Genomic DNA, 25,426 nt, shown 5'->3' on the forward strand with positions numbered 1-25,426 from the left:
GTTTGATTTAAGAGTGGTATTGATTGCTTCCAGGCTGAAGTTTCAAATGCTTCCACGCTACAATTGCATCATCGCGGCTTTTTCCTTTGTTTTTCGGATCGTTAAAAAAATCGCGAATAAAGCGGTTGTACTCAAACTGAGGCGCAATTTCTTTTTGATAAGAAGGCTGCTTTTTTCGTTCTTCTTCTTCATGCCACGCTTTTACCACATCTCGATAGGTTTTCCCTACATTTTCTTTAAGGTAGTTTTGAATATACGTGGAAAAATGAAACGTAGGATGAATGGCTTCTTTAAAAAAAGCCCGTACTTCTTGACTGCAGCGGTGGTTTTCCCCAATGACGGTATCTAATGTTAGCGGCGCTTGTGTTTTAGAGGACGAGCGTCTTTTAGAAGGTGCTCCTGAGTGTTGAGTGTCACCGGTTGTTAAAAACACTTCAATTCTTTTTGAAAGTTCCATGTTAGATCCAGAGGGGCTCATGTTGTTTTCACGGCAAAATTTCTGCAGCTCGGTTTTGAGCCAGTAAAAATCCGTGAAGTCATTGATAGATAAATTTTTTGTAAGTTCGGGTCTCATTGTTTTCACCTCCATATATTTACAAAGTAATCATAGAACGTTTGTTCTTGGTGGTCAATTGTTTTAGAGAATTATGAAGGGATGTCTTTATATTTCTTCCTATTTTATAAAGAAGAAAAAGCATCTAGGCAAGAGATCTCTTGCAAATTCCAAAATCAAACAATTACAATAAGAAAAAGGAGTTGATTGCATGACGCTACATAAAGAAGTCCTTTCTACGATTCTAGGAGGAGCTGTTGGAGACGCTTTAGGCGTTCCAGTTGAGTTTAAAAAACGCGATACATTTCGGATCACAACTATGACAGGCTACGGTACATACAACCAGCCTAAAGGAACGTGGTCAGATGATACATCTCTGACGATGTGCTTGATTGATAATCTACTAGACAAACAAGATGAATATGATTTGATGCAAAAGTTTGCGAGCTATTGGGCGAATGGCTACTGGACGCCGTACGGAGAAATGTTTGATATTGGCATTGCCACAAGCGAAGCGATTCGCCGCTATAAAAGCGGGCTTCCTAAAGAAGAGTGGGGAGGAAGTGCTGAATACGACAACGGAAACGGAGCGCTTATGCGTATTGCTCCGCTTGCGTTTACACTACGTCAGGAACCTAGCTTTATAAAAAGAAAAGAAGAAATAGAAAGAATTGCTCACGTCACGCACCGCCATGTGCGCTCTACGCTTGGCTGCATTATATACGTGGAGCTGCTTATTTGTCTTCTTGACGGCGACCAGCCTTTTGAAGCATATGAAAAAGCGGTAAATCTTTGTCAAAAGCAGTTAACAGGTACGGAGTATGAAGCAGAGTTCACTGCGTATGAACGAGTGTTAAACCTAAGCTTGCCGCACGCAGCGAGAAATGAAATCGGGTCAACTGGATACGTCGTCAGCTCGCTAGAAGCATCTCTTTGGTCTTTTCTGCAAAGCGATGACTACGAAGAAGCTGTACTTACTGCTGTGAATTTAGGAGAAGACACAGATACAATAGGCTTTATTACAGGTACTATGGCAGGAGCATATTATCAGCTGGATGGTATTCCTGAAGAGTGGGTTTGTCAGCTTGCTAAAAAGGAAGAGTTAGAGAAAGCGTGTAAGAAGTTTGCGGATATATGTTAATAGATCATAAAAATTACTTTAAAGAGCAGAGGAGATAAAATGAAATTTTCTATGAATTTTGGCGATACCAATTTTATTGGAGTGGCAAATGCAAAAGACTACCAATCATTTGTCGATGAGGACTGGGAGCTAGATCAGCTCCTGAACCATTTCGGCAGTGAAATGAAAAAGAGAAATATCCTAGTATGTCAAATGACAGAAGAAGGAATTGAACACTCTTGGAACGTAGAAGTGAAGATTGGAACAGAGTCGGATATAGATACATACTTTAGGAAAGCAACAGGTTATATAAATGTAACTAATCATCAGCTTTATCTCGTAGATTATGACTGCCTTACGATGGCCGCCCAGTTTGAAGATCAGTTAGTGCCTGATGAAAACTGTTCTAAGTATAAAATTGATATTAAAAACGGTATGTACAAGGTGGAGCTTATTCAATTTTATAATGTTGACAAAAATGAGTATACAGGAAATGACCGAACTGACCTTTTATTGAACTTTATTAAGGTGGAGCACGTTGAAGAAACGGTCGATGAGGTATTTTGGTGTACGTATTAAGTAGTAAACGTACCGTAGGCTACTAACTTAGAAATGGGGTGCGCCGTTCTAAGGCAACTATCTTATTTATATATTGACTGAAACCCTCTGGCTTTGCGTCAGAGGGTTTTTATGGGCAAAATTATTTATAGTATACTTTACATACAAACTAAACATCAAAGAAAGGTGATCACAGTGCCAAATACATGGGATGCAGAACAAATCGTATCAGCACCGCTTGCCAAAACGCTAACCGAGACGCAGTTTCCAGAACTTGCGCCCGCTAAAATTTCGCTGCTTGGCTACGGCTTTGACAATACGGTTTATCAAGTAAACGACCGCTTTGTTTTCAGGTTTCCAAGACGAGAACTCGCAGTAGGACTATTAAAAACAGAAAATCAGCTTTTACCAAGCCTTGCTTCTCAGCTGCCGCTATCCATTGCAGAGCCCATTTTTTTCGGTAAGCCGAATACAGCAGGCTATCCTTGGCCTTTTACGGGCTATCACTACGTGCAAGGAACTCCGCCTGCGAGATTAACAGAAGAGAAACGCATACAATCTGCTTCTGTATTGGCAAGGTTTCTTCGTACGCTACATCACTATCCGTATTCAAAAGCGCAAGAACTTTGTGTGCCGTTTGATGAATTAAATAGGCTGGATATGATGAAGCGAAAGCCGGCGTTAGAAAAGTATGTTAAGCAAATGAAAGAGCGTAACCTTTATTCTAACCAAGGGGTTCTTGAAGACTATGTAAATGACATACAAGAAATTCACTATCAAGAAAAAAACGTACTTGTTCACGGAGATCTTCATATTAAAAACATGATTGTTGATCAAAACAATATGGTCTCAGGCATCATTGACTGGGGAGATGTTCATATTGGTCATCCGGCAGTTGACCTAGCGATTGCCTACAGCTTTTTACCTCCTAAAGGAAGAGTACGTTTTTTTAAAGAATACGGAAAAGTAGACGAAGAAACACACAGACTGGCAAAATGGAAAGCTGTATTTACAACTGTAGTCTTAGTGGCAAACAGCTACGATCAAGGAGACAAACAAACACTAGAAGCGGCTCTTGAAAGCTTGAACCTGATTTTTCAAGAGTAATAAAACTGTAATAGAATTTTTGTTAAATTCCTGTATAGTTAAAAAAGGATAAAAATAAAAACAACAGGTGAAGCAAACAATGAATACAAGCCACTGGAATGAATCAGCAGCGCAGCTGCTAGAAGCATGGATACAGCTATATAAAGAAAAAACATCTCTTATTGGAGAAACGGAATCTTTAAACATGCTAAAAGAAGAAGTAGAGGGGATGGATAAAGAAAAATTTCTCTCCATAGTAGAACGTCATCTGCAGAAAGTGTATGACGAACTGGAAAAAGAACGTACAGAGTACAACATGAACAACAGTGAATATACAATGGTGACGTTTCTTTCAAGCGACTATCCCGAGTACATAAAAAAGCGTCAAAGCAATACGAGACAGATTGAACAATTAATAAGCATACATAGGAATGTGACAGAGCTTTTCGGAAAAGAACTTTTTTCTGAAGCGGATATGATAGCGTTTAGAAACGACTTTTTTCAACTAACAGAAAAACACGCTAACACGTCATGGTTAAAAGAAATGAAGGAAAGCTGGAATGCTTATTTGCCCGCGTTCGTTGACTTTCAAAAAAAGCATGAACATGTAAAACAAGCGATAGCCACAGTACTCGAAGAAGACAAGAGTTTAAAGCAAGAATGGCATCAGCTAAGTAAAAATAAAGTAGTGACCAAACAAAAAGCGACCGCTTTTCGCACAAAGCAGCATGAGCTAAATGAAATTATTCGAAAAGCCACGACTGCACAAAAACAGTTACTCGAACTTCACTGGCCTGATGTTCACAGTCAGTTTGATGCCTTGCAAGAAAAAATGAGTAAGCGTCTTTCTACTGTGCTGAAAGAAACGCAACGCAGTATGGAAGTCATTAGCCAAAACGATGCAAATGAACACGCCAAGTTAAAGCAATCGCTTAACGACCTACATGCCGTCCACAAAGTCGACGTTCATCAAACGTGGTTAGCGGCTTTTATTAAAAAATCACGACCATTTTTTAACGAACTGAGTGAGGATATAAAGGATACTAGGTGTCAGGAACTGTGGAATCGAATTTACGGCATGTATAAAGGAATAGCAGTAAACGAATTTATTGTTACCTACGAAGAATTTTTAGCACTTCAGCCGCTTGGGAGTGTAAAAAGCATGGAAATACCAAAGCCGTTAGCTCGGTTAAAGGTAGATATAGAGCCTGTTACACTGCCATCCTACGCAGACTTTCCCGTGCTCAAAAAGCAGCAATCATCACGACGCACTTTTCCTATTTTAATAGGAGGAGCTATCGTCCTTGTCTTATTACTGACGATTGTATATATGAATCGTGACCATCAAACGGCGGAAACAGACGCAGACGTAAAAGCTACGGCCAACACCAAGCCGTTAAAAAATGAAGAACCTAAGCCAGCTGACGTAAGCAAAACAGAGCTTGAAAACTTTTTTATCTCCTATAAAGCTGCTTACTTTTCAAGCTTAAACAGCGGAGACTTTAGTGGGATGGCACCCTATATCGACTCGGATCAGCCAGTGTATAAGCAGTTAAAAAGCTATATTACATCCTTAGCCGGAAAAAACGTATCGTTTGCTAACAATCAATTTTTAGTGACAAAAACAGAGTCACATGATGACCGAACCTACAGCATTTATACAAACGAAGTGTACACATTCACCGACTCATACGACGCGAGCACGCAGTTTAAAAAAGAACGAATTTATCATGTGAAAGTCGCTGGCAAGGACAAACTTCAAATTACTAAAATTGATACGTTAACAGATGAGCAGAAGCCGGTGGAAGAGTGAGCGGTTTCTGAGAGGTTATGAATAACCGTTAGTTCCTTTTGGGGACTAGCGGTTGTTGTGGTTGGAGTCGGTTTTTTCTTTTTTATAGAGTGGTAGGAACTATTTGTGAGTCTTTCATTGATTGTGTTCATGTTTCTTCTAGTAGAAGTATGGTAGTATCGAACGTGTATAAAATATAGGTCGTAACATAAGTAAAAGGAGGTACTATGCTGAAAAAACGTATCAAAACAGTTAGTGCAGTCATTGCTGGAGCTACTATTTTAATAGGAGGTATATGGATGATAAATGAAATCAGTTATCCAAACGTCCCCGCTTTTAATGATCACTTTACACGAGAATTCTTAGATAAAGGCAAAAAAGCAGATAACGAGTTTTACGAGTTTAAGTCAAAGACAGGGCAGTATACGATGTGGTTTCCAGAGGAGTATCAGTTAATTCATGAAAATAAAGAAGACTATGCTATCAACGGTCAGTTTTATGAGCGATGGGTGGCTTCTTCCGAAAATTTCTTTAATAATAAAAATGAAATTTCATACATGAACGTAGAACTGGCAGAGAAGGTAAAAGAAAATGAGGAGGTAAATGTAGAGAGTCTGTTCAAAAAGAACCTACATGTGAATCAACCAAAAAAGATAGAAACAGCGTATATCAGTATATATTACGATTCAGCATATACATATTTTAAAGGAACTGAAGAAAAAGTTGTAAAGAACAATATTAAGTATGTTCCAAATACCTACGTAGCATATATAGCAGATAAAAATACGGATAAAGTAATCGAGCTTTATTACAAATACACTGGAGATCATTTAACAGAGAAACAAGGGGAAAAACAAGAAAAATTCATTTTTAAAATGCTGAAAAGCGTAAAGTTCTAATATCTAATAGGGGAAGCAGGCAAAAATGAAGAAGGAATTTGTGTTCATAAAACAACAAATTCCATGTTTCAATCCTCTCCTTAAAAAATATTAGCAATTCCAGTTTTTTTCAATGAAATGAAACGCAGGCCGTAAATTCGTTTTATTAGCAATTGAAATAAGAGCGGGTACCACAGAAGGATCCGTTTTAGAGAAATTAGGAATCCGCGGATTTAACCGGAAAAACTGATCGCCTAAAAGCTCAGAGCTGACCATTGATTCATAATAGCTCGATCCACCAGAGATAATCTGAAGAAACGGCAGCAACGGTTCATTAGGCGATCGGTCTAAAAGCACTCCCCAATTTGGCGGCAGGTCCTCCATATCTTCAGGACGTATGTTATCAGCACTTACCATTCCCCATCCCTTTGTATCTCTTCTTAATTGAGTTGGCTGTTCACCTGTTCCGATGGATAATACGGAAATTTGATCCAGCGGCTGCTTTGCTTCTCCCACTGCAAACGCGATACTAGCTGTACTGGTGTTAGTTGCTACTGTATACCCATCCACGTAGTTTTGATAAGCTCTTTGTGTTGCGGGTGCAGCGCTGCTCCTAAGTATTACGTCACTTGCTTTTTCATTAAGATAGGGAGAACCAGGAAAATTATGAAATAACACAGGATTCCAACGATTCAGCTCCGGTGAAAATAAGTGAAAGGATGGCACAACAATTCGTTTCTCTAAGTCTCTAAGACGAAGGTCTCGGGGGAAAAACGTTCGTATGGCTTTAATAAAACCAGAATAGGGTAGTTGTTGGTTAAAAACAGGTCCGCCCGGTCGGGAAACGCTGAACGCCGGTAAGATGTAATCTTTGAAAAACTGAAACGTCTCTTCTGGTGATCTTCCGCTTGCTAACGCAAGAGCAGTGAATGAGCCAATGGAATTTCCTGAAAAAACATTGGTTTCACTAATTAACTTTGGATTTTGATGAGCTAATCTATTCAAAAGCTGTAAACTTAAAGCACCTAAAGTACCGCCTCCATCAAAGGTTATAATTCTATATTTTGTCAAAGGTTATTTCTCCTTTCGAATCCCAATAGAGGTATCATTCTGTATATGTTTATTTGATGTGTTGGAGAGGTATGAGTATCTCTTTTACTAATTATGTAGAAGTTAGGTTATAGAGGTGAGAATTGCCAAAAGGAACTTCATCAAGTATAAAAAAATACGAGAAAGACAGTTTTCGTTAATTTTCTGCAGTGTATAGTCAGAGTGTAACAAGCATTTCTAGAGTGAATATAGCTTTTTTGGTAGAATAATAGGATGGTATACTGTAAATTAGCTTTCGGATTAGAGGGGTTTGTAAGAAAGTAATTAGAAACAATGCGATCTAATGGTTAAGTAAGGTATTTTTGCTTAGCATTCAAACTGAAAATAAATATTTATACCTATGACTATTATCTTTTATTTTGAAGTTATATCCTTTTTAATGAATCAACTAGCTTACAAAAGGGATTATTATCCTATTTAGATAGTGTATTAGCAGTTTTATAATGGATAATAGAGGAAAAACTCAAACCAGAGATATATTAATCATAAAATAAAAGAGGGTATTTAATGGGAAAAGTATATGAAGACAGTACGCTTTTAGCTTATGCAAAAGACAGAGTGGAGGCTTACAAAGCATTTGATGAACAGCTAGATGTATTAAAAAAAGCCCTTCATGCCGTGGCTACACTCGATCATGAATTTCAAGGGAAAGGTGCCGACAGTATAAAAGACTTTTATGCATCACAAGTAGATATGGTTACGCATTGGAAAAGCCTTGTATCTTCACATCAATCCTATTTTAATAGTATTGCAGATTATGCGGAACAAGCTAAATTAAAAGGTGATACGGTTGTAGACGTATCATTTTTAGAGCAAGAGCTGGCTGTTGCTAATGATCGCTCTAAGCAAATGGTCGAACAGCAGCACACTGAACTTGAAGCGATTTTAAGCAATATTGAAGATATTATACATATTACACCCTTTCCCACAGAGGCCTTTGAAGATGAGTTAAGCGCTGCTGAGAAAAAAAGAACAGAAACTATTACCGCAGTAGAAGAACTGGATAATCAACTTTCAAGTGAATATGAAATGTTAAATTCTTTCTATGAATCCGTTCAATTTAGCGTAAATGGTTTAGAACAACTGACTTCTCAAGGTGGCAGCGCTTATCAGCTCACTTTTGATGCCAAAGCTTACAAACATAGTGAAGCATACAAAACACAGCAGCAAATTGATAAAGGCGCTTCAGGTTATGTAGAAGGAAAAGCTGAACAAAAACAAGAAATTAAAGAAAGAAAAGCAGCCATTGAAGCCGAAAGGCAACGACAAATTCAGGCCAATAAACCATGGTATGAAAAAGGACTGGACATTGCAGGAGAACTTACTGGATACTATGATTATAAGCGAGCCGTAGAGGGAGTCGATCCCGTTACGCATACAAAGCTTTCTACAACGCAGCGAGTGACGGCTGGAGCCATGGCAGCGGCTGGATTTATCCCGTTCGTAGGCTGGGCGGGACGAGCGGTAAAAGGAGCCAGTGTCGTCTACAAAACCGCAAAAAGCATGAGTGCCGCGCACCATGCGATGGCTCTTTATCAAACACCTAAAGCTTTCAAAGCGCTTGAACAAACAGAAAAAGGGCTGTACGGACTTGTATTAACGAATGGAATGTACGAGTATACAACAGGTAAAGATGTATTAGGAAATAAGCTTACAAAAAAGCAGCAACAGGCTAGTTTGTTTCAATCGTTTGGGATTGCGGCAGGTGGTGTACTCGCTTCAAAAGCATCCACTCAGCTTGTTGAAAAAGGTGCACAGACAGTCACGAAAAAGTTCAATGATATGCGCAACGTAGTTCGTACGACTAAAGTGACTAAATACGGAAAAGACATCCAGCGGGCAATGCGAAACATGCCGGCAGCTGGTGTTGATAAAGCCAAGAAAATGTATGATGCTGTATTAGATGCAAAAGTACCGAGGTTTTTACCGCAGGAAGCACCAGTGGGTGTGAGTGTAGACTTTGCGCAGCAAACTGTACGGGATGTGTTGAAGAGTACGGCTAAAGATACGATGCATTTTATAGGAAAAGAGTCCTTTGATGGAAAACGTTGGCGTGATGGTAATGGAAGGTTTATAAAGGAGCCGAATGGTGTTAGTAAGGTGGAGAAGAGAAAGGTTGATTCGTTTAAAAAATCAACGGTCGATCTGTCAGTAGATAAGCAACATCTTCATTTAGATAGATGTGTAACTAACAACAAGGAATCATTTGATATTCCTAGATGGAGTAATGATGGAAAATATGATCAAATTCGAGGATATAAAGGCAGAGATTTAACAGATTATGATATAGAATATTTAGTTGATCCTAGACTTGTAGTTGAAATGAATTTTAAAGGTAAAGGTAATGCAGGAACTAATGCTGCGGGATGGGAGAGAAATGCAAAAAAGTTTTTTAATACATTGCTTAAAAGTAATCCTGAATTTTGGAGTCCAGAAAATACAGCTATGATAAAAAGGGGGAGAGTTCCTGTGGTTGATAAACAATTCATAGAATATTTTCCTCAGTACGGTGATTATATAAAAGATTCTATGAGGCATCATCATATAGGAGAGGGTGGCCAAGCGGCAGCTTTACCGAAAAGCTTGCATCCAGGATATGGTGGTATTCATAATGTTGAAAAGGAGTGGGGAATTACTGGAATAGATGATAAAATTGCAAATAGATTGGAAACTTTTATAAATAATTCAGGAAGGTGAGAAAATGATTTTACCAGAAGAGTTTAATAAGAAATGGAATGTTGAAAAAGACGGGCCCCTAATAAAATTTGAATATGATGCTTTAGTAAACACAGGTTTTTCTGATGAAGTAAAACAGTTTTTATCTATAGGAGGTTTACCTGAAACTCCCGCACCGTATCTGGATTTTACTTCCTCACAAGGGGTATTAAATTCTATTACAAGTATATTCAGTATGCCAGAAGAGTTTCAAAACTATTGGTTTTTAGGGTCAACTGGTTCTGGTGATCCAATATGTATAATAAAAGAAACAGAAAATGTGGTGTTTCTTAATAATGGTAATGACTATAAAGAAGTATTTATTAATTCTTCCATAAATCAATTTGCCGAATGTTTATTAGTATATTCAAGAATGATTGATAAGGCAATTCAAATAAATGGTGAAGATGCTTTTATCGATAACGATATACCAGAATCCGTAATTAATTGGTTAAAAGAACAATTAAATAAAATTGACCCTAAATGTATGGGAAACGGGTATTTTTGGCCTATTGAAGTTGAGAATTTTTATGAATAAATCATGCTAAAAAACTTCATATAGAAAAGCGGTAAAGTATGTAGCTGGATGATTTAATACATTAAAAGGTTTATATTTTAAACTTTTTATAATTAAGGAAATACTTTTGGATTTTGTGCAAAAACATCACTTGAATTTCACGAGTGATGTTTTTTGTTTTAGAGAAATGGTTATTACAACTGAAAATTAGCAATAGTCGTTTTAGATTCGTTACATCTATGTAGTGTAAAGGGTTATGAAAAAAGGAAATTAAAGTGATGGAAAGATTAATGAAGGAGACTTAAGAAAGTAAAAGGTGCAATGACGAATTATTTTGAGAGATTACTAGATTATTGTAATGACAAATATAATGGAGTCCCAAAAGCTCCGTGGGATGGAGACATAAATCCGGTACTATATTTAAGTGAGCCTGACGAAGAAGAGTATATTTTTGGAAGCCAATAGAAAAAAGAGATGTTGAAGACTTTGACACAATTGAAAGTGTAAAATACGCTTGCATGAAACAATCAAAGAATATTTCAATAGTTATTTATTTTTAAGCTTAGAGGGTTTTTATCATTCAAATTATATATACCTTGAACCTGTTGAGCCAGATAAAGATTTATTGACTTATTTTAAAAACTTGAAGAGCTATGAAGAAAGCCGAGGCAATGAATTCAGATATATACAGATAGGTTTTATTTCTCCAGATGAGAGGGCAATTAACGTAGATAACGAGACAGGAAAAGTTTATATAGAGGATTACGAGACGAATGAATTGAATTTAGCGGCACATTCTCTTCAAGAATTAATAGAAGAAATAAAATTGAAGAATAAATAGAGGAGAAAACTATATGGAACTAAATAATGCCGTAGTTGAAGCGATAACATCTAATAATTGGCTAGAATACTGTGGAGTTGAAACTAATCTTCCAAAAGGAAGTAATTATTCTTATTTATCAAATAAAAAAGTAGTTAATAAGAATGTAAAAGGAGTGAAATGGGAAAATATTTGTCTTGAAGAGAGAAATAATTTAACGGGTTATTTAGCCAAGAATAAACCGGAGCTGTATAATAAAAATTGGAATGTATTAGTGAGAGAAGTTAAAACAGAGGTATTACCTAAAGTTGTTGATAAAATCGAAAACCAAGTAAGCATATTAGGGTTATCAAGTGATATAGTGAATTCTGTTAAATTTGATATTATCAACATCATTATGGTGCTTACATATGAGAAATATTATAATTCAGATTTTTATACTAGTATGTTAGACATCTATTTAAGTGGTCATATTCCTTGTGGATGGGATGGAGATTATCCAAATGGAAAGATATTAGTATATTAAGAGGAAAAAATGGAGCGTAATTTAGCATATTATAGCGAGATGAAAAAGGTGGTTAATCATTTTTTAGAAATATGTCAATTACCCCCGGAAAATTTAGATGAACAAGAAAAACAAGTTGTATCGACATTTTGTTTCGGTATGATAAACGGCTATTCTCTTAAAGAGAAAAAAGATGCTATACAGATTCAGGGAGCTACCATAAATATACTTATAGAAGTATTTTCTTATTCTCCCCCAGCTAGTGCAGAGTTTTTTGATTTTTTAATTGAGTGTACAGATAAGTCGTTTCATCCTACTATGAATGCTATTATTCATAGGGGAATTCAGGCATATCATCAGTATAAAGAGAATAGGAATCAAGAATTAAAAGAAAACATTCATAATATAATAGATATAATTAAAAGTGGTTCCTAAAGAACTTTTATCCATTAAATATTAGTAAGCTATAATCTGAAAAGAGCCTTAAGTTTTGAAGTGATCCCATAAAGTTAGACAGGTTATTTTGGCAGGCAACTTGCAGGGCATGAGTTCGGTATTGGACTGGACTCATGCCTTTTAATGTTGTTTTGATCCCTCTATGCTTATAGTAAGTACACTTCTTCAATTCCTTTTTAAAATGTTCAACACTTTCAAATTGCTTAAAAGGTTCAGACTTCATAATTCCAAAGAAGATTCGACTATACCATTGTCACAACAACTCCATTTTCGTGACATACTCTGTGTAATTCCTTGTTGATTTAGGGAATAGGGGATTTCTTTATTACTATATCATTAAATACGAAAGTGCTGAGGCTGTTACCGTAAGAAACACTAGCTGGGTTAAGTGTAGATTTTGATTAGCGGTTTATGATACATTGATAAATATGTTTAAGAATATAATACACTTTATTGGATAGTCTACTGCACTATATAGAGGTCTCAAAAGAACTTATTGTAGAGGATTTTAATGAGGAGAGAAATAATTTGAACCAAAAAGAAATCAGTGAATTTATTCAATTCAATTCTAAGATTAACGATTTTACTGGAGGAGTCTTAGACGAAATTATTAAAGAAGTTGAAAAAGCACTTAAAGTGAAATTTCCGGATAGTTATATCTGGTTTCTTGAAAATTATGGTTCTGGAGGACTGTTTGGAGTAGATATACTTGGCTGGGGGAAATCCGCAACTCCATCTGTAATAACAAACACTGAAAGATTTCGGAACATTGGATTGCCAATTCAATACGTAGTTGTTGAAAACTGTGAAGAGTTTGTATATTGTTTAGATACTGAAAACCTAATTGACGCTGAATGTGTAGTTGTGTCGTGGGACAGAATTGATGGATATAGTGGCAAAAGAGCAGATAACTTTTATGAGTTTTTAACAAATAGACTTCTTGATGCCAAAGAAAATTGGGACGAAGACTTTTAAAATTAATCTATATGGTTGTTAAGTTATTTACCCTTGATTGGCTCTATACCTTTCAAGGTTTTTTATTATGTTTAAATGTATAGAGGGATGTCTGAAACTTTAAAACCTATGGTATAAACAAGATGAACATTTCAAAAAGTTATTCTATTAATTATTAGAAAACGCCAAGAGAAAAACTTTAAGAGGAAATTAAAAGGAGAAATTGAGCAAATTTCAGTCGGTAAGTTTAAATAAAGGAGACTTAGGATGAGTATAAAAGGGATAATGACGGATTATTTTGAAAGACTGCTAGATTATTGGAATGAAAACGATAATACATTTCCAAAGGCACCGTGGGATGAAGAGATAAATCCAATGCTATATGTAAGTGAGCCTGATGAAGAAGAGTATGTTTTTTGGAAGCCAGTAGAAAAAAAGGCTGTTGAAAACTTTAGTATGATTGAAGCTGAAATTGAAATGCCTTTGCATCATTCAATTAAAGAGTATTTTAACAGTTATTTATTTTTAAGCTTAGAAGGTCTTTATCATTCGAAATATATATGCCTTGAGCCTGTTGAACCGGGTAAGGATGTACGAAGTTATTTTAAACATCTTGCGCATTATGATGAAAGTCAAGGAAAGGAATTTAGATACATACAGATAGGTTTTATTTCTCCGGACGAAATGGCCATTAACATAGATAATAAGACCGGAAAAGTTTATATAGAAGATTATGAAACGAACGAATTAACATTATTGGAGCATTCCCTTGAGGAATTAATAAGAAAAATAAAGCTGAAGAAATCATAATTTATCGAGAAGATGAGGAAAGGAATAGTAAATGTGAAACAAGCAACGGAAATATACTTTACCAAATTACTAAAAGAGTGGAAAGCTTTTAATGGTACGTTGCCTATGACTGAGTGGATGGAAGAAACAGAACAGTTTATTTTTGAAGGTGAAAAAGATGAAGAAGGCTATATAGCTTGGAAACCTTTGAAAAAAGAGGTGGACAGTAATTTTGAAGATGTAGAAAAGGAACTTAACGTTCAGCTGCATCCCGATATTAAGGCTGATTTTAATTCCTACTGGTTTTTAGAACTGGCTGGAACCTACAATGGATATGACTTAGTATTAAATCCTGTTGTACCGGGGGTAGAATTACAAGATTTCAAACAAGAAACAAAGCTTTATAAAGCAGCTCATCATCATCACCTCGTCAACATTCCTATAGGGATAGAATCTAACGGTTTGCTGTTAGTGGTAGACAATAAAAGCGGAGAGGTAAAGCTAGAAGATTATGAAAGAAAATCATTTAAAAGGATTAGTAGAAATCTCTCGGGGTTGATTAAGGGTTTATGATACAAGGCTTCATTCGGAAAAAAGAAAGAATCACAATTTGGAAAGGCGGCTCCATAAGTAATGAATAATGGTGGTAAGTTTAATACTTTAGTAGAAGAGGTCATTGAGCTATCAAAAAATTATGGCCAGGTTTCTCTAGAAAAAGAAGATGTAGATAAAATACAAGTAATATACGATTATGGTAAGGCTGAATATCTTGCATATGAAGAAGTATATGGTGAAGAAGAATACAGTTGGAAAGACATTAGAGAATTAAAAATGAGTGACGTATGGGAGGGATATTATGATTTAACGGACGCTGAAAAACCTCGTGAGTTAGAAGAAATAGTAAAAGTTATAGCTAAAAACTTACGACAGAGCCTAAAAGATTATGACGCCTTTTTTGAAGACATCGTAGCAGATTTAAACAATTGTGCAATTAGTAGAGCGGTTAATGGTACTAAAAATAACTTCTTTGAAAGCATATTTAAATTACATAGATCCGGGTATTTGCCTTGTGGATGGTGTGGGGATTATCCAGACGGTGGAATTATTGCATATAGAGGGCGACTTCAATAGCATCATGGAAGAATTAGAGGATGTTAGTGATGCTTTTGCTTTGTCTGATGAGGATTAAGTTAAGCAATGTGTAATGAGTGTACGTATGTGTAAGATCTAAAGGAGAGGAAATGATGAGGTACGACTTTGTCGCGGATCAAAAAGATAATCAATTTTACCCCGTATATGAAAGTGATATTAAAGAAGTAGAAGGAACGTTGGGCTTAAAGTTTCCTTTTGAGTTAAGCAAGTTTCTTTTAGAGGTGGGGTATGGCTTCCTTCAGGGTTCAGAATATAATGTAAACCTTATCATGGGGCCTTCTTCAATCAGGGACGCTAGATTAAAAGTAAACGATTTTGAATTTTACACTGATATCGAACTTTACGAAGATCTTGAAGCAGGCAAATTAATATTTTTTGAAGCAAATGAAAGTGCCTTGCTGTTGATAGAAATAAGTGAAGAACAGAACAATGCGATTTATTATGATGATATAAAAATTGCCGATTCTTTAGAAGAGTTTTTGAAGAAGATGGTGGAGGATGATAGGTACTATATTGATCTAGCAGGATACGATATCTGAATAATAGATAAAATAAAGAACCCTAAAAAACCGTTGGCTAAGCTCAATGGTTTTTTTAGCAGATATAATTAAGAAGTTTCATTTTTGGAAGGCGAATCATTCATTTAAAGAATATAAATTGCCCTATACTCAAATGGAAAAAATCTGTGATATAGCACTTTTAAATAATTTAATAGGAAATAAAAAGTACTTCAATTTATGCGGTTTACAACACCGCCAGGAAAGCTTTAATCTATAGCAAAGATTTGTTCAATTGAAAACTTATCTACAACAAGAGAGTTGATGCATCAAAAATAAATGAGCACACTTGTCCAGAACCTCTCCAGTAAGTTTTCTATTCTCTGTTTCCTCCCTTTAAACTGTGTGTCTTTTTTGAAGAAAATTCATAGGATAGAGCATCTTATCTGTATTATGTGAGAAAGGGGTTATATCGTGGAGGAAACAAAGCTTACTGGACGAATCGTTACACCTGATGATGCGGAATATGATCAGGCTAGAACAAATAATAATTTAGGTGTGCCTAAATTTCCAAGAATAATTGTATTTTGTCAGAATACAAACGATGTAGTAAATGCATTGAAGTGGGTAAAGGAAAATCATGTCCCATTTCGAATAAGAAGCGGTAGGCATAGCTATGAAAATTTTTCATTAGTAAACGGTGGATTAGTGATTGATGTCAGTGAAATGGATAGAATCACGTTCAACTCTAAAGACATGACAGCGAAAATAGAAGCAGGAGCTAATCTAGGGAAAGTATATAATGAATTATGGGAAAAAGGAACGACTGTCCCTGCAGGTACGGAAAGCAGTGTTGGTCTTGTAGGCCTTGTGCTTGGCGGAGGAATTGGGATGTTATCAAGGTTGTTTGGGCTTACCTGTGATAATTTGGTTGAAGTTGAAATGGCCATAGTAAATGAACAGAGAGAAGTTGAACTCATTAAGGCAAATAAAAATCACAACAGTGATCTCTTTTGGGCTTGTTGTGGAGGCGGAGGCGGAAACTTTGGTATTGTTACGTCCCTTACATTCAAAGTGCAGCCTATCTCAAAGGTGTCAATCTTCTCAATTACATGGGAATGGGAAGATTTCGAAGCTGCTTTTGATGCATGGCAGCACTGGGCCACAAATACCGATAAGCGTTTAACTTCGGAGATTGAGTTAAAATCCAAGGAAGCAAATCAGATTATCGCTCAAGGTGAATTCGTTGGTTCATCATTCAAGTTAAAGGAACTCCTGCAGCCTTTAATAGATGTTGGGTGTCCTAAAAAAGTAGTAATAAAGGAAGTTTCATATATTGAAGCTGTACAATTTTTTGACGATCCGAGCGGAAACCAACCTGCCCCTCGAAAAAGGTCAGGTTCTTTTCTTAATAAACCTTTTCCAAAAGACGCTATTTTAACAATGAAGCATTTTTTAGAAAATGCTCCGAATGAAAAATCTAGTATTTGGCACCAGTCTCTTGGAGGAGCAGTGGAGGAGGTTGGCTCTAATGAAACGGCCTTCTATTATAGAGATGCTATTATCGCACAGGAGTACCTTGCTACATGGAGCCATCCTTCAGAAGAGCGAGCAAACATTCGATGGATTGAAGAATTAAGAAATGCTTTATCGAGATATACAACTGGAGATTATGTGAACTGGCCGGACCGGTTCATCAGAGATTGGCCAACAGCTTATTATGGAGAGAATTTTAAAAAGCTTCGAGAAGTGAAACGAGCATATGATCCGTGCAATCTATTTCATTTCCCTCAGAGCATCCCGCCGTTTATTAACTGGTTTTAAAGATCATCTTTCAAGTGGTAGATGCAAATAATACCCACCCTGAATGAGGTGGTTTTTTGTGTACATTGCCTTTTCCTGAGAGCGCGAAAAAGGCAGCAAACAGTGGTAAGCAGTTATTTTATCAATAGACGGCTGTATTATAAGAAGAAACATACATAAATATCATAAACATTGACATTCCCTTCCAAAATGCATACAATAGCTACTAATAAAAGCACACAAATTCGTTGAAGAGAATCAGTACGCTGCAAGTTTGTTCCACAGAGAGCTGGTGATAGCTGAAAGCCGGTGTTCAAGCTGCAGGGGAATATCCTCTCTGAGAAGTCAAACTGAACGATAAGTAAGTTTGAACGGTAGTCTACCGTTAAAAAGAACGCGTATGATTGTACGTTGCTGAGTGCTATTGATGAACGGATCAATAGAAGCCAGGGTGGTACCGCGGTTAAAACCCGTCCCTAGTCATAGGGACGGGTTTCTTTGTGTGCTTTTAACTTTAAAAGGAGTGGTATCACATGAAAGAAGTGAATGTAAGGGAGTCTTCGCAAGAGCGCGAACAGCGTATCCAGCAGCAGTGGCAAAAAGGAAATGTGTTTCAGCAGTCGGTTCAAAACCGAGAAGGGCAGCCGTCGTTTGTATTTTATGAAGGACCTCCCACAGCAAACGGTTTGCCTCACGTGGGGCACGCGCTAGGCCGGACGATTAAAGACGTTGTGGCCCGTTATAAAACGATGACGGGGTATCAAGTAATTCGAAAAGCAGGCTGGGATACGCACGGACTTCCGGTTGAGCTCGGTGTTGAAAAGCAGCTCGGAATATCTGGGAAGCATGACATTGAAAAATACGGCGTAGAAGCTTTTATCAATAAGTGTAAGGAAAGTGTGTTTGTGTATGAAAAGCAGTGGCGCACGTTCACGGAGCAGCTTGGCTATTGGGTTGATATGGAAGACCCTTACATCACCTTGGAGAATTCATACATTGAAAGTGTATGGAACGTGCTTGGCACGATTCATGATAAAGGACTTCTTTATAAAGGCCACCGCGTATCACCTTACTGCCCGAGCTGTCAAACATCATTAAGTTCGCATGAAGTGGCGCAAGGGTATAAAGATGTAAAAGATTTAACGGTAACGGTGAAATTTAAAGTGAAAAACCGCGATAATGAGTATTTTTTAGGCTGGACTACAACGCCTTGGACGCTTCCGTCAAACGTGGCGCTCGCGGTGCATGAAGAGATGAGTTATGTCCGCGCTGAGCAAGTCGACAGCGTGTATATAGTGGCAGAAGCGCTCGCAGACAAAGTGTTAAAAGGAGAGTATACGGTTTTATCTCAACATAAAGGAAATGAGTTAAAAGGGATGTCGTATGAGCCGCCGTTTCATTTTGTAAAAGTGGAAAAAGGGCATGAAGTCGTAACGGCTGATTACGTAACGGATCAAAGCGGAACAGGAGTTGTTCATTTAGCACCTGCATACGGCGAAGATGATTACAGAGTTGTAAAAGAAAACGACTTTTCATTTGTGAACGTAGTGGATGAAAAAGGACAGTACACGTCTGAAGTGCCGCTTTTTCAAGGACGTTTCGTGAAAGACTGCGACGTTGATATCGTTCGTTATTTAGCCAATCAAGATGTGCTGTATCATAAAGAAAAGCATGAGCACAGCTATCCGTTTTGCTGGCGATGCGACTCGCCGCTTCTTTATTACGCAAATGAAAGCTGGTTTATCCAAACGACGGCGTTGAAGGAACAGTTTTTGAAAAACAATGAAAGCGTGACGTGGTACCCGGATCATATCAAGCACGGTCGCTTTGGCAATTTTTTAGAAAATATGGTGGACTGGAACATCAGCAGAAAGCGCTACTGGGGAACGCCCCTGAACGTGTGGGAATGCGGAGCATGCCAGCATCAAGTAGCGCCAAAAAGCATCAAAGAGCTTCAGGAACATGCGTCTCATTCCGTGGTTGACAGCATTGAACTTCATAAGCCGTATGTAGATGACGTGCAGTTGACGTGTCCGGTCTGCAGCGGAGAAATGAAGCGAACGCCGGAAGTGATTGACGTTTGGTTTGACAGCGGCTCGATGCCGTTTGCACAGTATCACTACCCGTTTGAAAACAGCGAACTGTTCCAAAAACAGTTTCCAGCAGACGTAATCGCAGAAGGAATCGATCAAACGCGCGGCTGGTTTTACAGCTTGATGGCAGTTTCAACGCTGTTTACAGGAAAAGCACCGTATAAGCGCGTTTTGTCTCTTGGTCACGTCTTAGATGAAAACGGTCAAAAGATGTCTAAAAGTAAAGGAAATGCGCTGGACCCTGTTGATCTTATTCATACATTTGGTGCCGATGCGCTTAGATGGGCGCTTTTAGCTGACAGTGCGCCTTGGAATCCGAAGAAATTTTCAGAGCGTGTCGTGCAAGAAGCGAAGTCAAAAGTGATTGATACACTCGTGAACGTGTACGGCTTTTACGTGCTGTACGCCAAGCTTGACGGCTATGACCCGAAGCAAACGTATGAATTGAAAAAAACAAAATTGGATGAATGGATTCTTTCGCGTTTGCACAGCACGGTCAAGCGTGTAACAGCACATCTTGAAGATTACGGGTTTACAAGCGGGGCTCGTGAAATCGCGGTATTCATTGAAGAGCTAAGCAACTGGTATGTGCGACGTTCCCGCGATCGTTTTTGGTCAGAAGGAATGGACGGAGAAAAAGCAGCGGCTTACGATACGCTTCATGAAGTACTAGTGACGTTAAGTCAGCTATTAGCGCCGTTTACGCCGTTTGTTGCGGATGATGTTCATGAAAATCTCACAGGGAAAAGCGTTCATTTAGCAGACTATCCTGTTTGTGATCAAACGAAAGTGAACGAAAAGCTGGAAAAAGAAATGGCAGCGGTGCTTCAAGTAGTGGAACTAGGCCGAAGCATCCGAAATACGCATTCGTTAAAAGTAAAGCAGCCTCTGCAAAGTCTTTCACTTGTGGTAACGGAAGAAGATGTAGAGTGGAAAGCATATCGTGATGTCATCAAAGATGAGCTTAATGTAAAGAACTTTAACGTGGAGCAAGACGACGACAAACTTGTTTCATACGTATTAAAACTTGATTTTAAACAGGCTGGACCAAAGTTTGGAAAACAAGTGAATGAGGTCAACCAAGCGCTGAAAAACCTTTCAGAAGAGAAAGGGAAAGAGTTTGTTGAGCAAGGTAAGCTAAGTGTTACGCTTGCTTCAGGAGAGAACCTAACGCTTGAAACGGAAGACGTACTTGTTGAAAAAGTGCCAAAAGAAGGTTTTGCGGTTGCATCAAACGGCACGTATACTGCGGTGTTGGATACGGCGTTAACCGAAGAACTCGTGCAGGAAGGAGTCGCTCGTGAAGTAATTCGAGCGGTTCAAGATTATCGCAAAAAGCTGGATTTACCCGTGAATTTACGTATTGATTTAGAGCTTAGCGGAGACAAAGAAGTGCAGAAAGCCGTGGCGAAGTTTGAAACGCTGCTTCAAGAAAATCTTCTGCTGCACAGTCTTCATGTGACAGAAACTATCGAAAACGGAGAGACGGTAAAGGTCGGAACAAAGCAAGTTACGCTTCGTGTTTTAAATCAGAGCTGATAAAGAGAGGCAAGGATAAGTTGAATTAATGTACGAACGGTTTATCTATTAACCGTTCGTTTTTTCTGTTTTTATAGTGAACGTAGCAGCTTCTAGCTGTGGATTGGAGGGCAAGACGAAGACTCCTGCGGGAAAAGCGGAACAGGTGAGACCCCGCAGGAGCGAAAGCGACGAGGAGGCTCACCGGCCGCCCGCGGAAAGCGAAGTCTTGCACGGAAATCAACAGCGGGGTAACAAACAATTCATACTAATCGTTCACCCGGTTTGCTCGTCTTTAGGTGAGATGAATTTCGGTATTTCTAACTCTCTCTTTTACCTTTAATCAAACTGCCCGAGAACGTTCTTAAGACTCGGCCAGACAATTTCAAAAGGAGCCGCTAACACATACTCTTTTCCGTTTTCATCTTTAAAGTGTTGAACAAAACGATATTTTCCTACTTTGTAGTTAGGAGTTGCGATATCTTGTTTGAAGGATTTCCCTGGCTTCAGCGTGACATTTTTATCAGGAAACTCTAATCCGTTTAGCATAACTTCGTACCACTTTCCGTCTTTTAAGTGATCCGCCGTATTTTCATAAGGAATCGTTAAGGTATGCGTCGAATTGTTTTGAATAACAAAAAAGCCAAACTGAGTTTTATCGTATTTTTTACTGACAGCAGATAGCGTAATGGTTCCTCCGTCAGTGTTAATGGAAGGTGGGATGTTTTTTTCTTGTTTGGCTCCTAGCTCCATTTTTTGACCGTTATAATCGATATAGCCAAAGATACAAAACAAGATAATAAAAATGCCTAGTATTAGTAAAAGTGTTCGTACTATTTTCAAAAGCTTTACACCACCTTTTTTTTACTCTTCCATTATACGGAAAACCATCTATTGAAAATAGTATGAATTTCCATTTTTCATATCACTTTTTTGAAAGGGAGAATTGAAATGAGACAAATTATAGCCATGGGCGGCGGAGGCTTTTCAATGGAGCCGGATAACCTGCTGCTGGATCAATACATACTTTCACAAGCTCATACGGACGTACCGAAGATCTGCTTTATCCCTACAGCAAGCGGAGATGCGGATAATTATATAGAAAGGTTTTATGAAGCGTTTGGGAAGTTGGAATGCAAACCGGCTCATTTATCGCTGTTTTCTCAAAACTTTATGAATTTAAAAGCATATGTGCTGCAGCAGGATATTTTGTATGTAGGCGGCGGTAATACAAGGAATATGCTTCTTTTATGGAAAGAATGGGGACTGGATACGATTTTAAAAGCGGCTTATAAAAAAGGAATTATTTTGGCAGGAATAAGCGCAGGTTCACTTTGCTGGTTTGAAGAAGGCGTCACTGATTCAATGAATAACAAACTGTCTAAACTAGATTGTTTAGGGTTTTTAACGGGGAGCAACTGTCCTCACTATGACGGAGAAAGCAATCGCAGACCCTCGTATCATGAATTAATTGCAAGCGGGGAAATGAAAGAAGGTTACGCTGTAGATGACGGAGTCGCGCTGCATTTTAAAGACGAAAAGCTGTCTGCATCACTTAGCTCAAGACCTACAGCAAAAGCGTATGTTGTTAATCGGAAAGAGGAAGACGTAATTGAACGTGAGCTTCCGGTGACCTATTTGGGTGATCGCAAGCAATAAATGGCCGCTTCTCATGTTTCTCTGTATAAATCTCTGTATAAAATGAAGCTTATTTGTACATACATAAGCAGAGATTCTATCTAGGAGGGTACTTCAGTGAGCTATAAACAATACTGGGGAAACATACATGAACAAAGCGATAAGCTGCAGGAGTTATTATCTTCGTATTGGCATCAGTATTCAGATTTTGGGAACTGGCAGTTTTGGGTGGTACTTGCTTCGCTCGTTCTTCCTCTTGTGTTGTTGTATTTTATCGCAGACCGAACACGGATCTTTGAGGTGTTTTTCTTTGGGTATACGGTGCATGTGCTTTGGGCATATATGGATATTGCACTGGGAAGAACCGGTTATTTAACACACACATTTTTCTTAACGCCGCAGCTTCCAAACGCAACGAATATTACAGCTTCTATTTTGCCAGTAGGTTTTCTCCTGCTTTATCAATATTGCACGAATCATCAAAAGAGCTTCTATCTGTATACCATTCTGTTGAGCGCTGTTTTTTCATTTGGATTGGCGCCTCTTGAAGACTATTTTGGGTTTATTGATTCAGGAAAAGGAATGAGTTTGTTTTATATTTTTCTTATTGATATAGGAATAACGCTAGTAGCGTACTGGTTTACAAGGCTGCTTGTAAAAGTAAAAGCCGCGGCCTATCGTAAAGCGGAAAAAGAACGTTGAAAAAATGTTTGAAGGTTATTAGTTAGGGGTATACATATATTTAAGATAAATTGAGGTGAAAAAATTGTATTACTACCGCATTTCAGAAGGACAAGATGAAACGTACTCTGAGACAATTGTTGTTCATGAAGAACAGTTTGATCAAGGTACATTTGAAAAAATGGTGAAAGAAGCGATGGTCGATAAGCCTGGCAAAATTGATCAAGTGGATATTGTGAAATATTTAATTGGACATTATCATTTCCAAGTTGCATATATTGAAGCAGCCTTTCATAGTACATATACAGACTAATAATGTTATGTATTCAACAAAAAACCGTTGCGTTGGCAGCGGTTTTTTTGTTTCTACCAGTACCGATAGTGATAGGGGCTTTGAGGGTGATAGTAGGGATTCTGAGGCGGAGGATACATATAAGGAGACGTGTGATAGTAGGCTGGGCCAACTTGTTTTTCCTTTTTATAGTGTTCTTTTTCTCCGCATTCGTCTGTTGGTCCAATCACGATGGTTTGATTTTTTAACGGAGCCAGCGTTTTCTTTAGTTGCTCCGGATCTAAGCAGTACGTGTGAGCAAGGACTTCAATAGGCGTCTTATTTAAAATGTCCGATCCAAAAATGTATTCCGGGTAAGGGGCGTCAAAAATGGCAAGTAAATGCGTATTGTCTTCAGACGCAATCTCCCAGTGCCACCAGCCTTGAGGGATATTGGCTACTTGACCGGGAGTAATTGGAATATTTGTGACTTCGTTGTTAAACGGATTGATTAATGAAACGACGGCTGAGCCTGAAATGCAGTAAACAAGCTCAGCGGCATTTTGATGATAGTGCGGTTCGACCACGCGGCTTTTGCTTAAGTAAATATCGAGTAACGATACGTTTCCAAGAGTATTTAGCACATCTCTTCCTAGCCGGTTAATATAGTTTTCATCATTGCGCGTATTAAGTCTGTTTTTGTTCAAATCGGAAAAGTATTGTACGTTTGGATTATTGTAATCCATATAAGACGTTGACAAGGGTCTTCAGCTCCGATCCTTGAATTTTTTATGATGCTGTATCGTATGTGAAGCGTTGTATTTCGTGACAGAAGCCTAGAAGGATATATAGGTAAGGGCCTCTTTTTGATAAGGTGTACAATCATTTGTCCACTGATTTTCATATACTGTAACAGGTTCTTTTTTTTAAAGAGACATGATCAATGTCCGACGCATACGACAGATCATTTTAAGGAAAGTGAGTTGCAGAGCTGTTGCTTGATCAATATGAAAAAATAACTAGTACGTATGAGAAGCTGGACGAACTTCAGCTGCCGTTTAATAAGCCCGTTTTAGTCGCGGTTGAGTGGAACGGAGTGCTGTTTGAGTTTTTAGTGAGATTAAAAAAAGAGTCTTCTCATTTGCTTGTGTTTGGTTCAGGAGGAGGGGCAAGTCAGGAAATGCCTGCAGGCCCTCCATATTTTCAGCGCCATTCGTGGATGAATGAATTCCAAGATTCCATTATTTATTACAACGACCCCACGCTTTATTTAGGAAAAGTGTCGCTTGCGTGGGGACAAGGGACAAGCGATCGTTTTTATTTAAAAGACATTGCGGTTGTAATTGAAAAGTTCATGAAAAAAGTACAGGTGAGTTCGTCTAATGTGCTATTTTACGGATCATCGGGCGGCGGCTTTATGTCGATGTTTTTAGCGGGGTACGTAAAAGGAGCAAAAGCGCTTGTCAACAATCCGCAGACTTGCTTGACCAAGTGGCTGAAAACGCCGGTTCGGCAAGTGTTTAATTTATCTTATCCGAACTTGACAGAAGATGAAGTGATAGCCTTATACGGTGAGCGAATTAACGTAGTGAAGTTTTTTCGCCATATTAACTATGTGCCGAAGGTGTATTACTTGCAAAACGGGGCGTTTGAATACGATATGAACAATCACTTGCTGCCATTTTTAATGGATTTGCAGGATATGCCAGATGACTGTGAAATCAATAATATAAAAGTCGAGCTCTATTATAATCCAAAGCTGAAGCACGCGGCTGTTAGCAAGCAAGAAACGATTGATTATGTAAATATGGCAAAGAAGATATAATAAAAAAGGCAAGAGTTCAAGCTTAAAGGAACTCTTGCCTTTTTTATGTCGAATTTTCCAACTCAATAGATACAAGTAGGAAGTTATGTTGCTTT

25 protein-coding genes, 1 pseudogene and 1 other annotated feature are annotated in these 25,426 nt (G+C 38.1%); of the genes and pseudogenes, 21 read left to right on the forward strand and 5 right to left on the reverse strand.

What is annotated here, in order from left to right; genetic code table 11:
* Positions 1-7: 7 nt before the first annotated feature.
* The gene (locus ACFX4R_RS24765) at positions 8-574 is read right to left on the reverse strand and encodes a DUF6434 domain-containing protein (protein ID WP_043983073.1); all 567 of its coding nucleotides are present in this window, start codon (positions 572-574) and stop codon (positions 8-10) included.
* A 190-nt stretch (positions 575-764) separates the two neighbouring features.
* Here ACFX4R_RS24765 and ACFX4R_RS24770 point away from each other — a divergent pair, with 190 nt between their 5' ends.
* The 5 genes from ACFX4R_RS24770 (at position 765) to ACFX4R_RS24790 (ending at position 6,008) form a co-directional block, all read left to right on the forward strand.
* Positions 765-1,694, forward strand: coding sequence for an ADP-ribosylglycohydrolase family protein (locus ACFX4R_RS24770; RefSeq protein WP_165575039.1), 930 nt, complete (start codon positions 765-767; stop codon positions 1,692-1,694).
* A gap of 51 nt (positions 1,695-1,745) precedes the next feature.
* Positions 1,746-2,252: a hypothetical protein gene (locus tag ACFX4R_RS24775; protein ID WP_377570776.1), complete on the forward strand. Its 507-nt coding sequence runs from the start codon at positions 1,746-1,748 to the stop codon at positions 2,250-2,252.
* A 174-nt stretch (positions 2,253-2,426) separates the two neighbouring features.
* Positions 2,427-3,338 (forward strand): phosphotransferase, encoded by a 912-nt coding sequence (locus ACFX4R_RS24780; RefSeq protein ID WP_377570743.1) that lies wholly within the window; start codon positions 2,427-2,429, stop codon positions 3,336-3,338.
* A gap of 79 nt (positions 3,339-3,417) precedes the next feature.
* Positions 3,418-5,130 carry a TcaA NTF2-like domain-containing protein gene (locus tag ACFX4R_RS24785; protein WP_165575041.1) on the forward strand — a complete coding sequence of 571 codons (1,713 nt, stop codon included), beginning with the start codon at positions 3,418-3,420 and terminating at the stop codon, positions 5,128-5,130.
* A 206-nt stretch (positions 5,131-5,336) separates the two neighbouring features.
* Positions 5,337-6,008, forward strand: a complete 672-nt coding sequence (locus ACFX4R_RS24790) for a hypothetical protein (RefSeq protein ID WP_377570745.1) — start codon at positions 5,337-5,339, stop codon at positions 6,006-6,008.
* A 90-nt stretch (positions 6,009-6,098) separates the two neighbouring features.
* On the opposite strand, the gene ACFX4R_RS24795 is transcribed toward ACFX4R_RS24790, so the two are convergent.
* Entirely contained in the window at positions 6,099-7,058 is a 960-nt protein-coding gene (locus tag ACFX4R_RS24795; RefSeq protein ID WP_377570747.1) for a patatin-like phospholipase family protein, read from the reverse strand.
* 546 nt (positions 7,059-7,604) lie between these two features.
* On the opposite strand from ACFX4R_RS24795, the gene ACFX4R_RS24800 reads away from it, so the two are divergent.
* The 5 genes from ACFX4R_RS24800 to imm48 all read left to right on the forward strand — a co-directional run bounded on the left by ACFX4R_RS24800 (position 7,605) and on the right by imm48 (position 12,089).
* Positions 7,605-9,794: a T7SS effector LXG polymorphic toxin gene (locus tag ACFX4R_RS24800; RefSeq protein WP_377570749.1), complete on the forward strand. Its 2,190-nt coding sequence runs from the start codon at positions 7,605-7,607 to the stop codon at positions 9,792-9,794.
* 4 nt (positions 9,795-9,798) lie between these two features.
* On the forward strand, positions 9,799-10,350 hold the full coding sequence (locus tag ACFX4R_RS24805; RefSeq protein ID WP_098196604.1) for an SUKH-4 family immunity protein: 552 nt from the start codon (positions 9,799-9,801) through the stop codon (positions 10,348-10,350).
* A gap of 493 nt (positions 10,351-10,843) precedes the next feature.
* The gene (locus ACFX4R_RS24810; protein WP_237075010.1) at positions 10,844-11,170 is read left to right on the forward strand and encodes a SecY-interacting protein Syd; all 327 of its coding nucleotides are present in this window, start codon (positions 10,844-10,846) and stop codon (positions 11,168-11,170) included.
* 13 nt (positions 11,171-11,183) lie between these two features.
* On the forward strand, positions 11,184-11,675 hold the full coding sequence (locus ACFX4R_RS24815; protein ID WP_377570753.1) for a hypothetical protein: 492 nt from the start codon (positions 11,184-11,186) through the stop codon (positions 11,673-11,675).
* A 9-nt stretch (positions 11,676-11,684) separates the two neighbouring features.
* Entirely contained in the window at positions 11,685-12,089 is a 405-nt protein-coding gene (imm48, locus tag ACFX4R_RS24820) for an Imm48 family immunity protein (protein ID WP_162214400.1), read from the forward strand.
* A gap of 94 nt (positions 12,090-12,183) precedes the next feature.
* On the opposite strand, the pseudogene ACFX4R_RS24825 reads toward imm48, so the two are convergent.
* Positions 12,184-12,443, reverse strand: a pseudogene (locus ACFX4R_RS24825) (IS3 family transposase); the annotation flags it as partial.
* Between the two features lie 195 nt (positions 12,444-12,638).
* On the opposite strand from ACFX4R_RS24825, the gene ACFX4R_RS24830 reads away from it, so the two are divergent.
* The 7 genes from ACFX4R_RS24830 (at position 12,639) to ileS (ending at position 20,937) form a co-directional block, all read left to right on the forward strand.
* Positions 12,639-13,085, forward strand: a complete 447-nt coding sequence (locus tag ACFX4R_RS24830; RefSeq protein WP_162214398.1) for an SMI1/KNR4 family protein — start codon at positions 12,639-12,641, stop codon at positions 13,083-13,085.
* Positions 13,086-13,331: 246 nt separating this feature from the next.
* Positions 13,332-13,874 carry a SecY-interacting protein Syd gene (locus ACFX4R_RS24835; protein WP_322552128.1) on the forward strand — a complete coding sequence of 181 codons (543 nt, stop codon included), beginning with the start codon at positions 13,332-13,334 and terminating at the stop codon, positions 13,872-13,874.
* A gap of 33 nt (positions 13,875-13,907) precedes the next feature.
* The gene (locus ACFX4R_RS24840) at positions 13,908-14,426 is read left to right on the forward strand and encodes a SecY-interacting protein Syd (RefSeq protein ID WP_377570757.1); all 519 of its coding nucleotides are present in this window, start codon (positions 13,908-13,910) and stop codon (positions 14,424-14,426) included.
* 60 nt (positions 14,427-14,486) lie between these two features.
* Complete coding sequence (locus ACFX4R_RS24845; protein ID WP_377570759.1) at positions 14,487-14,984, forward strand: hypothetical protein; 498 nt, start codon at positions 14,487-14,489, stop codon at positions 14,982-14,984.
* 113 nt (positions 14,985-15,097) lie between these two features.
* The gene (locus ACFX4R_RS24850) at positions 15,098-15,544 is read left to right on the forward strand and encodes an SMI1/KNR4 family protein (RefSeq protein ID WP_377570779.1); all 447 of its coding nucleotides are present in this window, start codon (positions 15,098-15,100) and stop codon (positions 15,542-15,544) included.
* Between the two features lie 432 nt (positions 15,545-15,976).
* The gene (locus ACFX4R_RS24855) at positions 15,977-17,326 is read left to right on the forward strand and encodes an FAD-binding oxidoreductase (protein ID WP_322552125.1); all 1,350 of its coding nucleotides are present in this window, start codon (positions 15,977-15,979) and stop codon (positions 17,324-17,326) included.
* Between the two features lie 218 nt (positions 17,327-17,544).
* Positions 17,545-17,786 (forward strand) — a binding site (T-box leader).
* Between the two features lie 52 nt (positions 17,787-17,838).
* On the forward strand, positions 17,839-20,937 hold the full coding sequence (gene ileS / locus ACFX4R_RS24860; RefSeq protein WP_377570761.1) for an isoleucine--tRNA ligase: 3,099 nt from the start codon (positions 17,839-17,841) through the stop codon (positions 20,935-20,937).
* Between the two features lie 318 nt (positions 20,938-21,255).
* Here ileS and ACFX4R_RS24865 read toward each other — a convergent pair whose 3' ends face one another.
* Complete coding sequence (locus tag ACFX4R_RS24865; protein WP_377570763.1) at positions 21,256-21,759, reverse strand: immunoglobulin-like domain-containing protein; 504 nt, start codon at positions 21,757-21,759, stop codon at positions 21,256-21,258.
* Between the two features lie 108 nt (positions 21,760-21,867).
* Here ACFX4R_RS24865 and ACFX4R_RS24870 point away from each other — a divergent pair, with 108 nt between their 5' ends.
* The 3 genes from ACFX4R_RS24870 (at position 21,868) to ACFX4R_RS24880 (ending at position 23,548) form a co-directional block, all read left to right on the forward strand.
* Positions 21,868-22,575 (forward strand): Type 1 glutamine amidotransferase-like domain-containing protein, encoded by a 708-nt coding sequence (locus tag ACFX4R_RS24870; protein WP_377570765.1) that lies wholly within the window; start codon positions 21,868-21,870, stop codon positions 22,573-22,575.
* Positions 22,576-22,671: 96 nt separating this feature from the next.
* Positions 22,672-23,256: a hypothetical protein gene (locus ACFX4R_RS24875; protein ID WP_377570768.1), complete on the forward strand. Its 585-nt coding sequence runs from the start codon at positions 22,672-22,674 to the stop codon at positions 23,254-23,256.
* 55 nt (positions 23,257-23,311) lie between these two features.
* Entirely contained in the window at positions 23,312-23,548 is a 237-nt protein-coding gene (locus ACFX4R_RS24880; RefSeq protein WP_224357852.1) for a hypothetical protein, read from the forward strand.
* 53 nt (positions 23,549-23,601) lie between these two features.
* On the opposite strand, the gene ACFX4R_RS24885 is transcribed toward ACFX4R_RS24880, so the two are convergent.
* Complete coding sequence (locus ACFX4R_RS24885) at positions 23,602-24,267, reverse strand: cupin domain-containing protein (protein WP_280559780.1); 666 nt, start codon at positions 24,265-24,267, stop codon at positions 23,602-23,604.
* A gap of 233 nt (positions 24,268-24,500) precedes the next feature.
* Between ACFX4R_RS24885 and ACFX4R_RS24890 the strand changes: the two genes are divergently transcribed.
* A complete protein-coding gene (locus ACFX4R_RS24890) occupies positions 24,501-25,331 on the forward strand; it encodes a glycosyl transferase family 2 (RefSeq protein WP_230184230.1) in 831 nt (276 codons plus the stop codon).
* The last annotated feature ends 95 nt before the right edge of the window (positions 25,332-25,426 follow it).

Origin of the sequence: Priestia sp. YIM B13490 (assembly GCF_042787735.1) — a bacterium.
Taxonomy (GTDB): domain Bacteria; phylum Bacillota; class Bacilli; order Bacillales; family Bacillaceae_H; genus Priestia; species Priestia megaterium.

Coding starts and splice junctions, on each gene's coding strand:
- ACFX4R_RS24790 (WP_377570745.1), top strand. CDS start 5,337: ATGCTGAAAAAACGTATCAAAACAGTTAGTGCAGTCATTGCTGGAGCT.
- ileS (WP_377570761.1), top strand. CDS start 17,839: ATGAAAGAAGTGAATGTAAGGGAGTCTTCGCAAGAGCGCGAACAGCGT.
- ACFX4R_RS24805 (WP_098196604.1), top strand. CDS start 9,799: ATGATTTTACCAGAAGAGTTTAATAAGAAATGGAATGTTGAAAAAGAC.
- ACFX4R_RS24775 (WP_377570776.1), top strand. CDS start 1,746: ATGAATTTTGGCGATACCAATTTTATTGGAGTGGCAAATGCAAAAGAC.
- ACFX4R_RS24770 (WP_165575039.1), top strand. CDS start 765: ATGACGCTACATAAAGAAGTCCTTTCTACGATTCTAGGAGGAGCTGTT.
- imm48 (WP_162214400.1), top strand. CDS start 11,685: ATGGAGCGTAATTTAGCATATTATAGCGAGATGAAAAAGGTGGTTAAT.
- ACFX4R_RS24870 (WP_377570765.1), top strand. CDS start 21,868: ATGAGACAAATTATAGCCATGGGCGGCGGAGGCTTTTCAATGGAGCCG.
- ACFX4R_RS24785 (WP_165575041.1), top strand. CDS start 3,418: ATGAATACAAGCCACTGGAATGAATCAGCAGCGCAGCTGCTAGAAGCA.
- ACFX4R_RS24850 (WP_377570779.1), top strand. CDS start 15,098: ATGAGGTACGACTTTGTCGCGGATCAAAAAGATAATCAATTTTACCCC.
- ACFX4R_RS24815 (WP_377570753.1), top strand. CDS start 11,184: ATGGAACTAAATAATGCCGTAGTTGAAGCGATAACATCTAATAATTGG.
- ACFX4R_RS24800 (WP_377570749.1), top strand. CDS start 7,605: ATGGGAAAAGTATATGAAGACAGTACGCTTTTAGCTTATGCAAAAGAC.
- ACFX4R_RS24845 (WP_377570759.1), top strand. CDS start 14,487: ATGAATAATGGTGGTAAGTTTAATACTTTAGTAGAAGAGGTCATTGAG.
- ACFX4R_RS24765 (WP_043983073.1), bottom strand. CDS start 574: ATGAGACCCGAACTTACAAAAAATTTATCTATCAATGACTTCACGGAT.
- ACFX4R_RS24835 (WP_322552128.1), top strand. CDS start 13,332: ATGAGTATAAAAGGGATAATGACGGATTATTTTGAAAGACTGCTAGAT.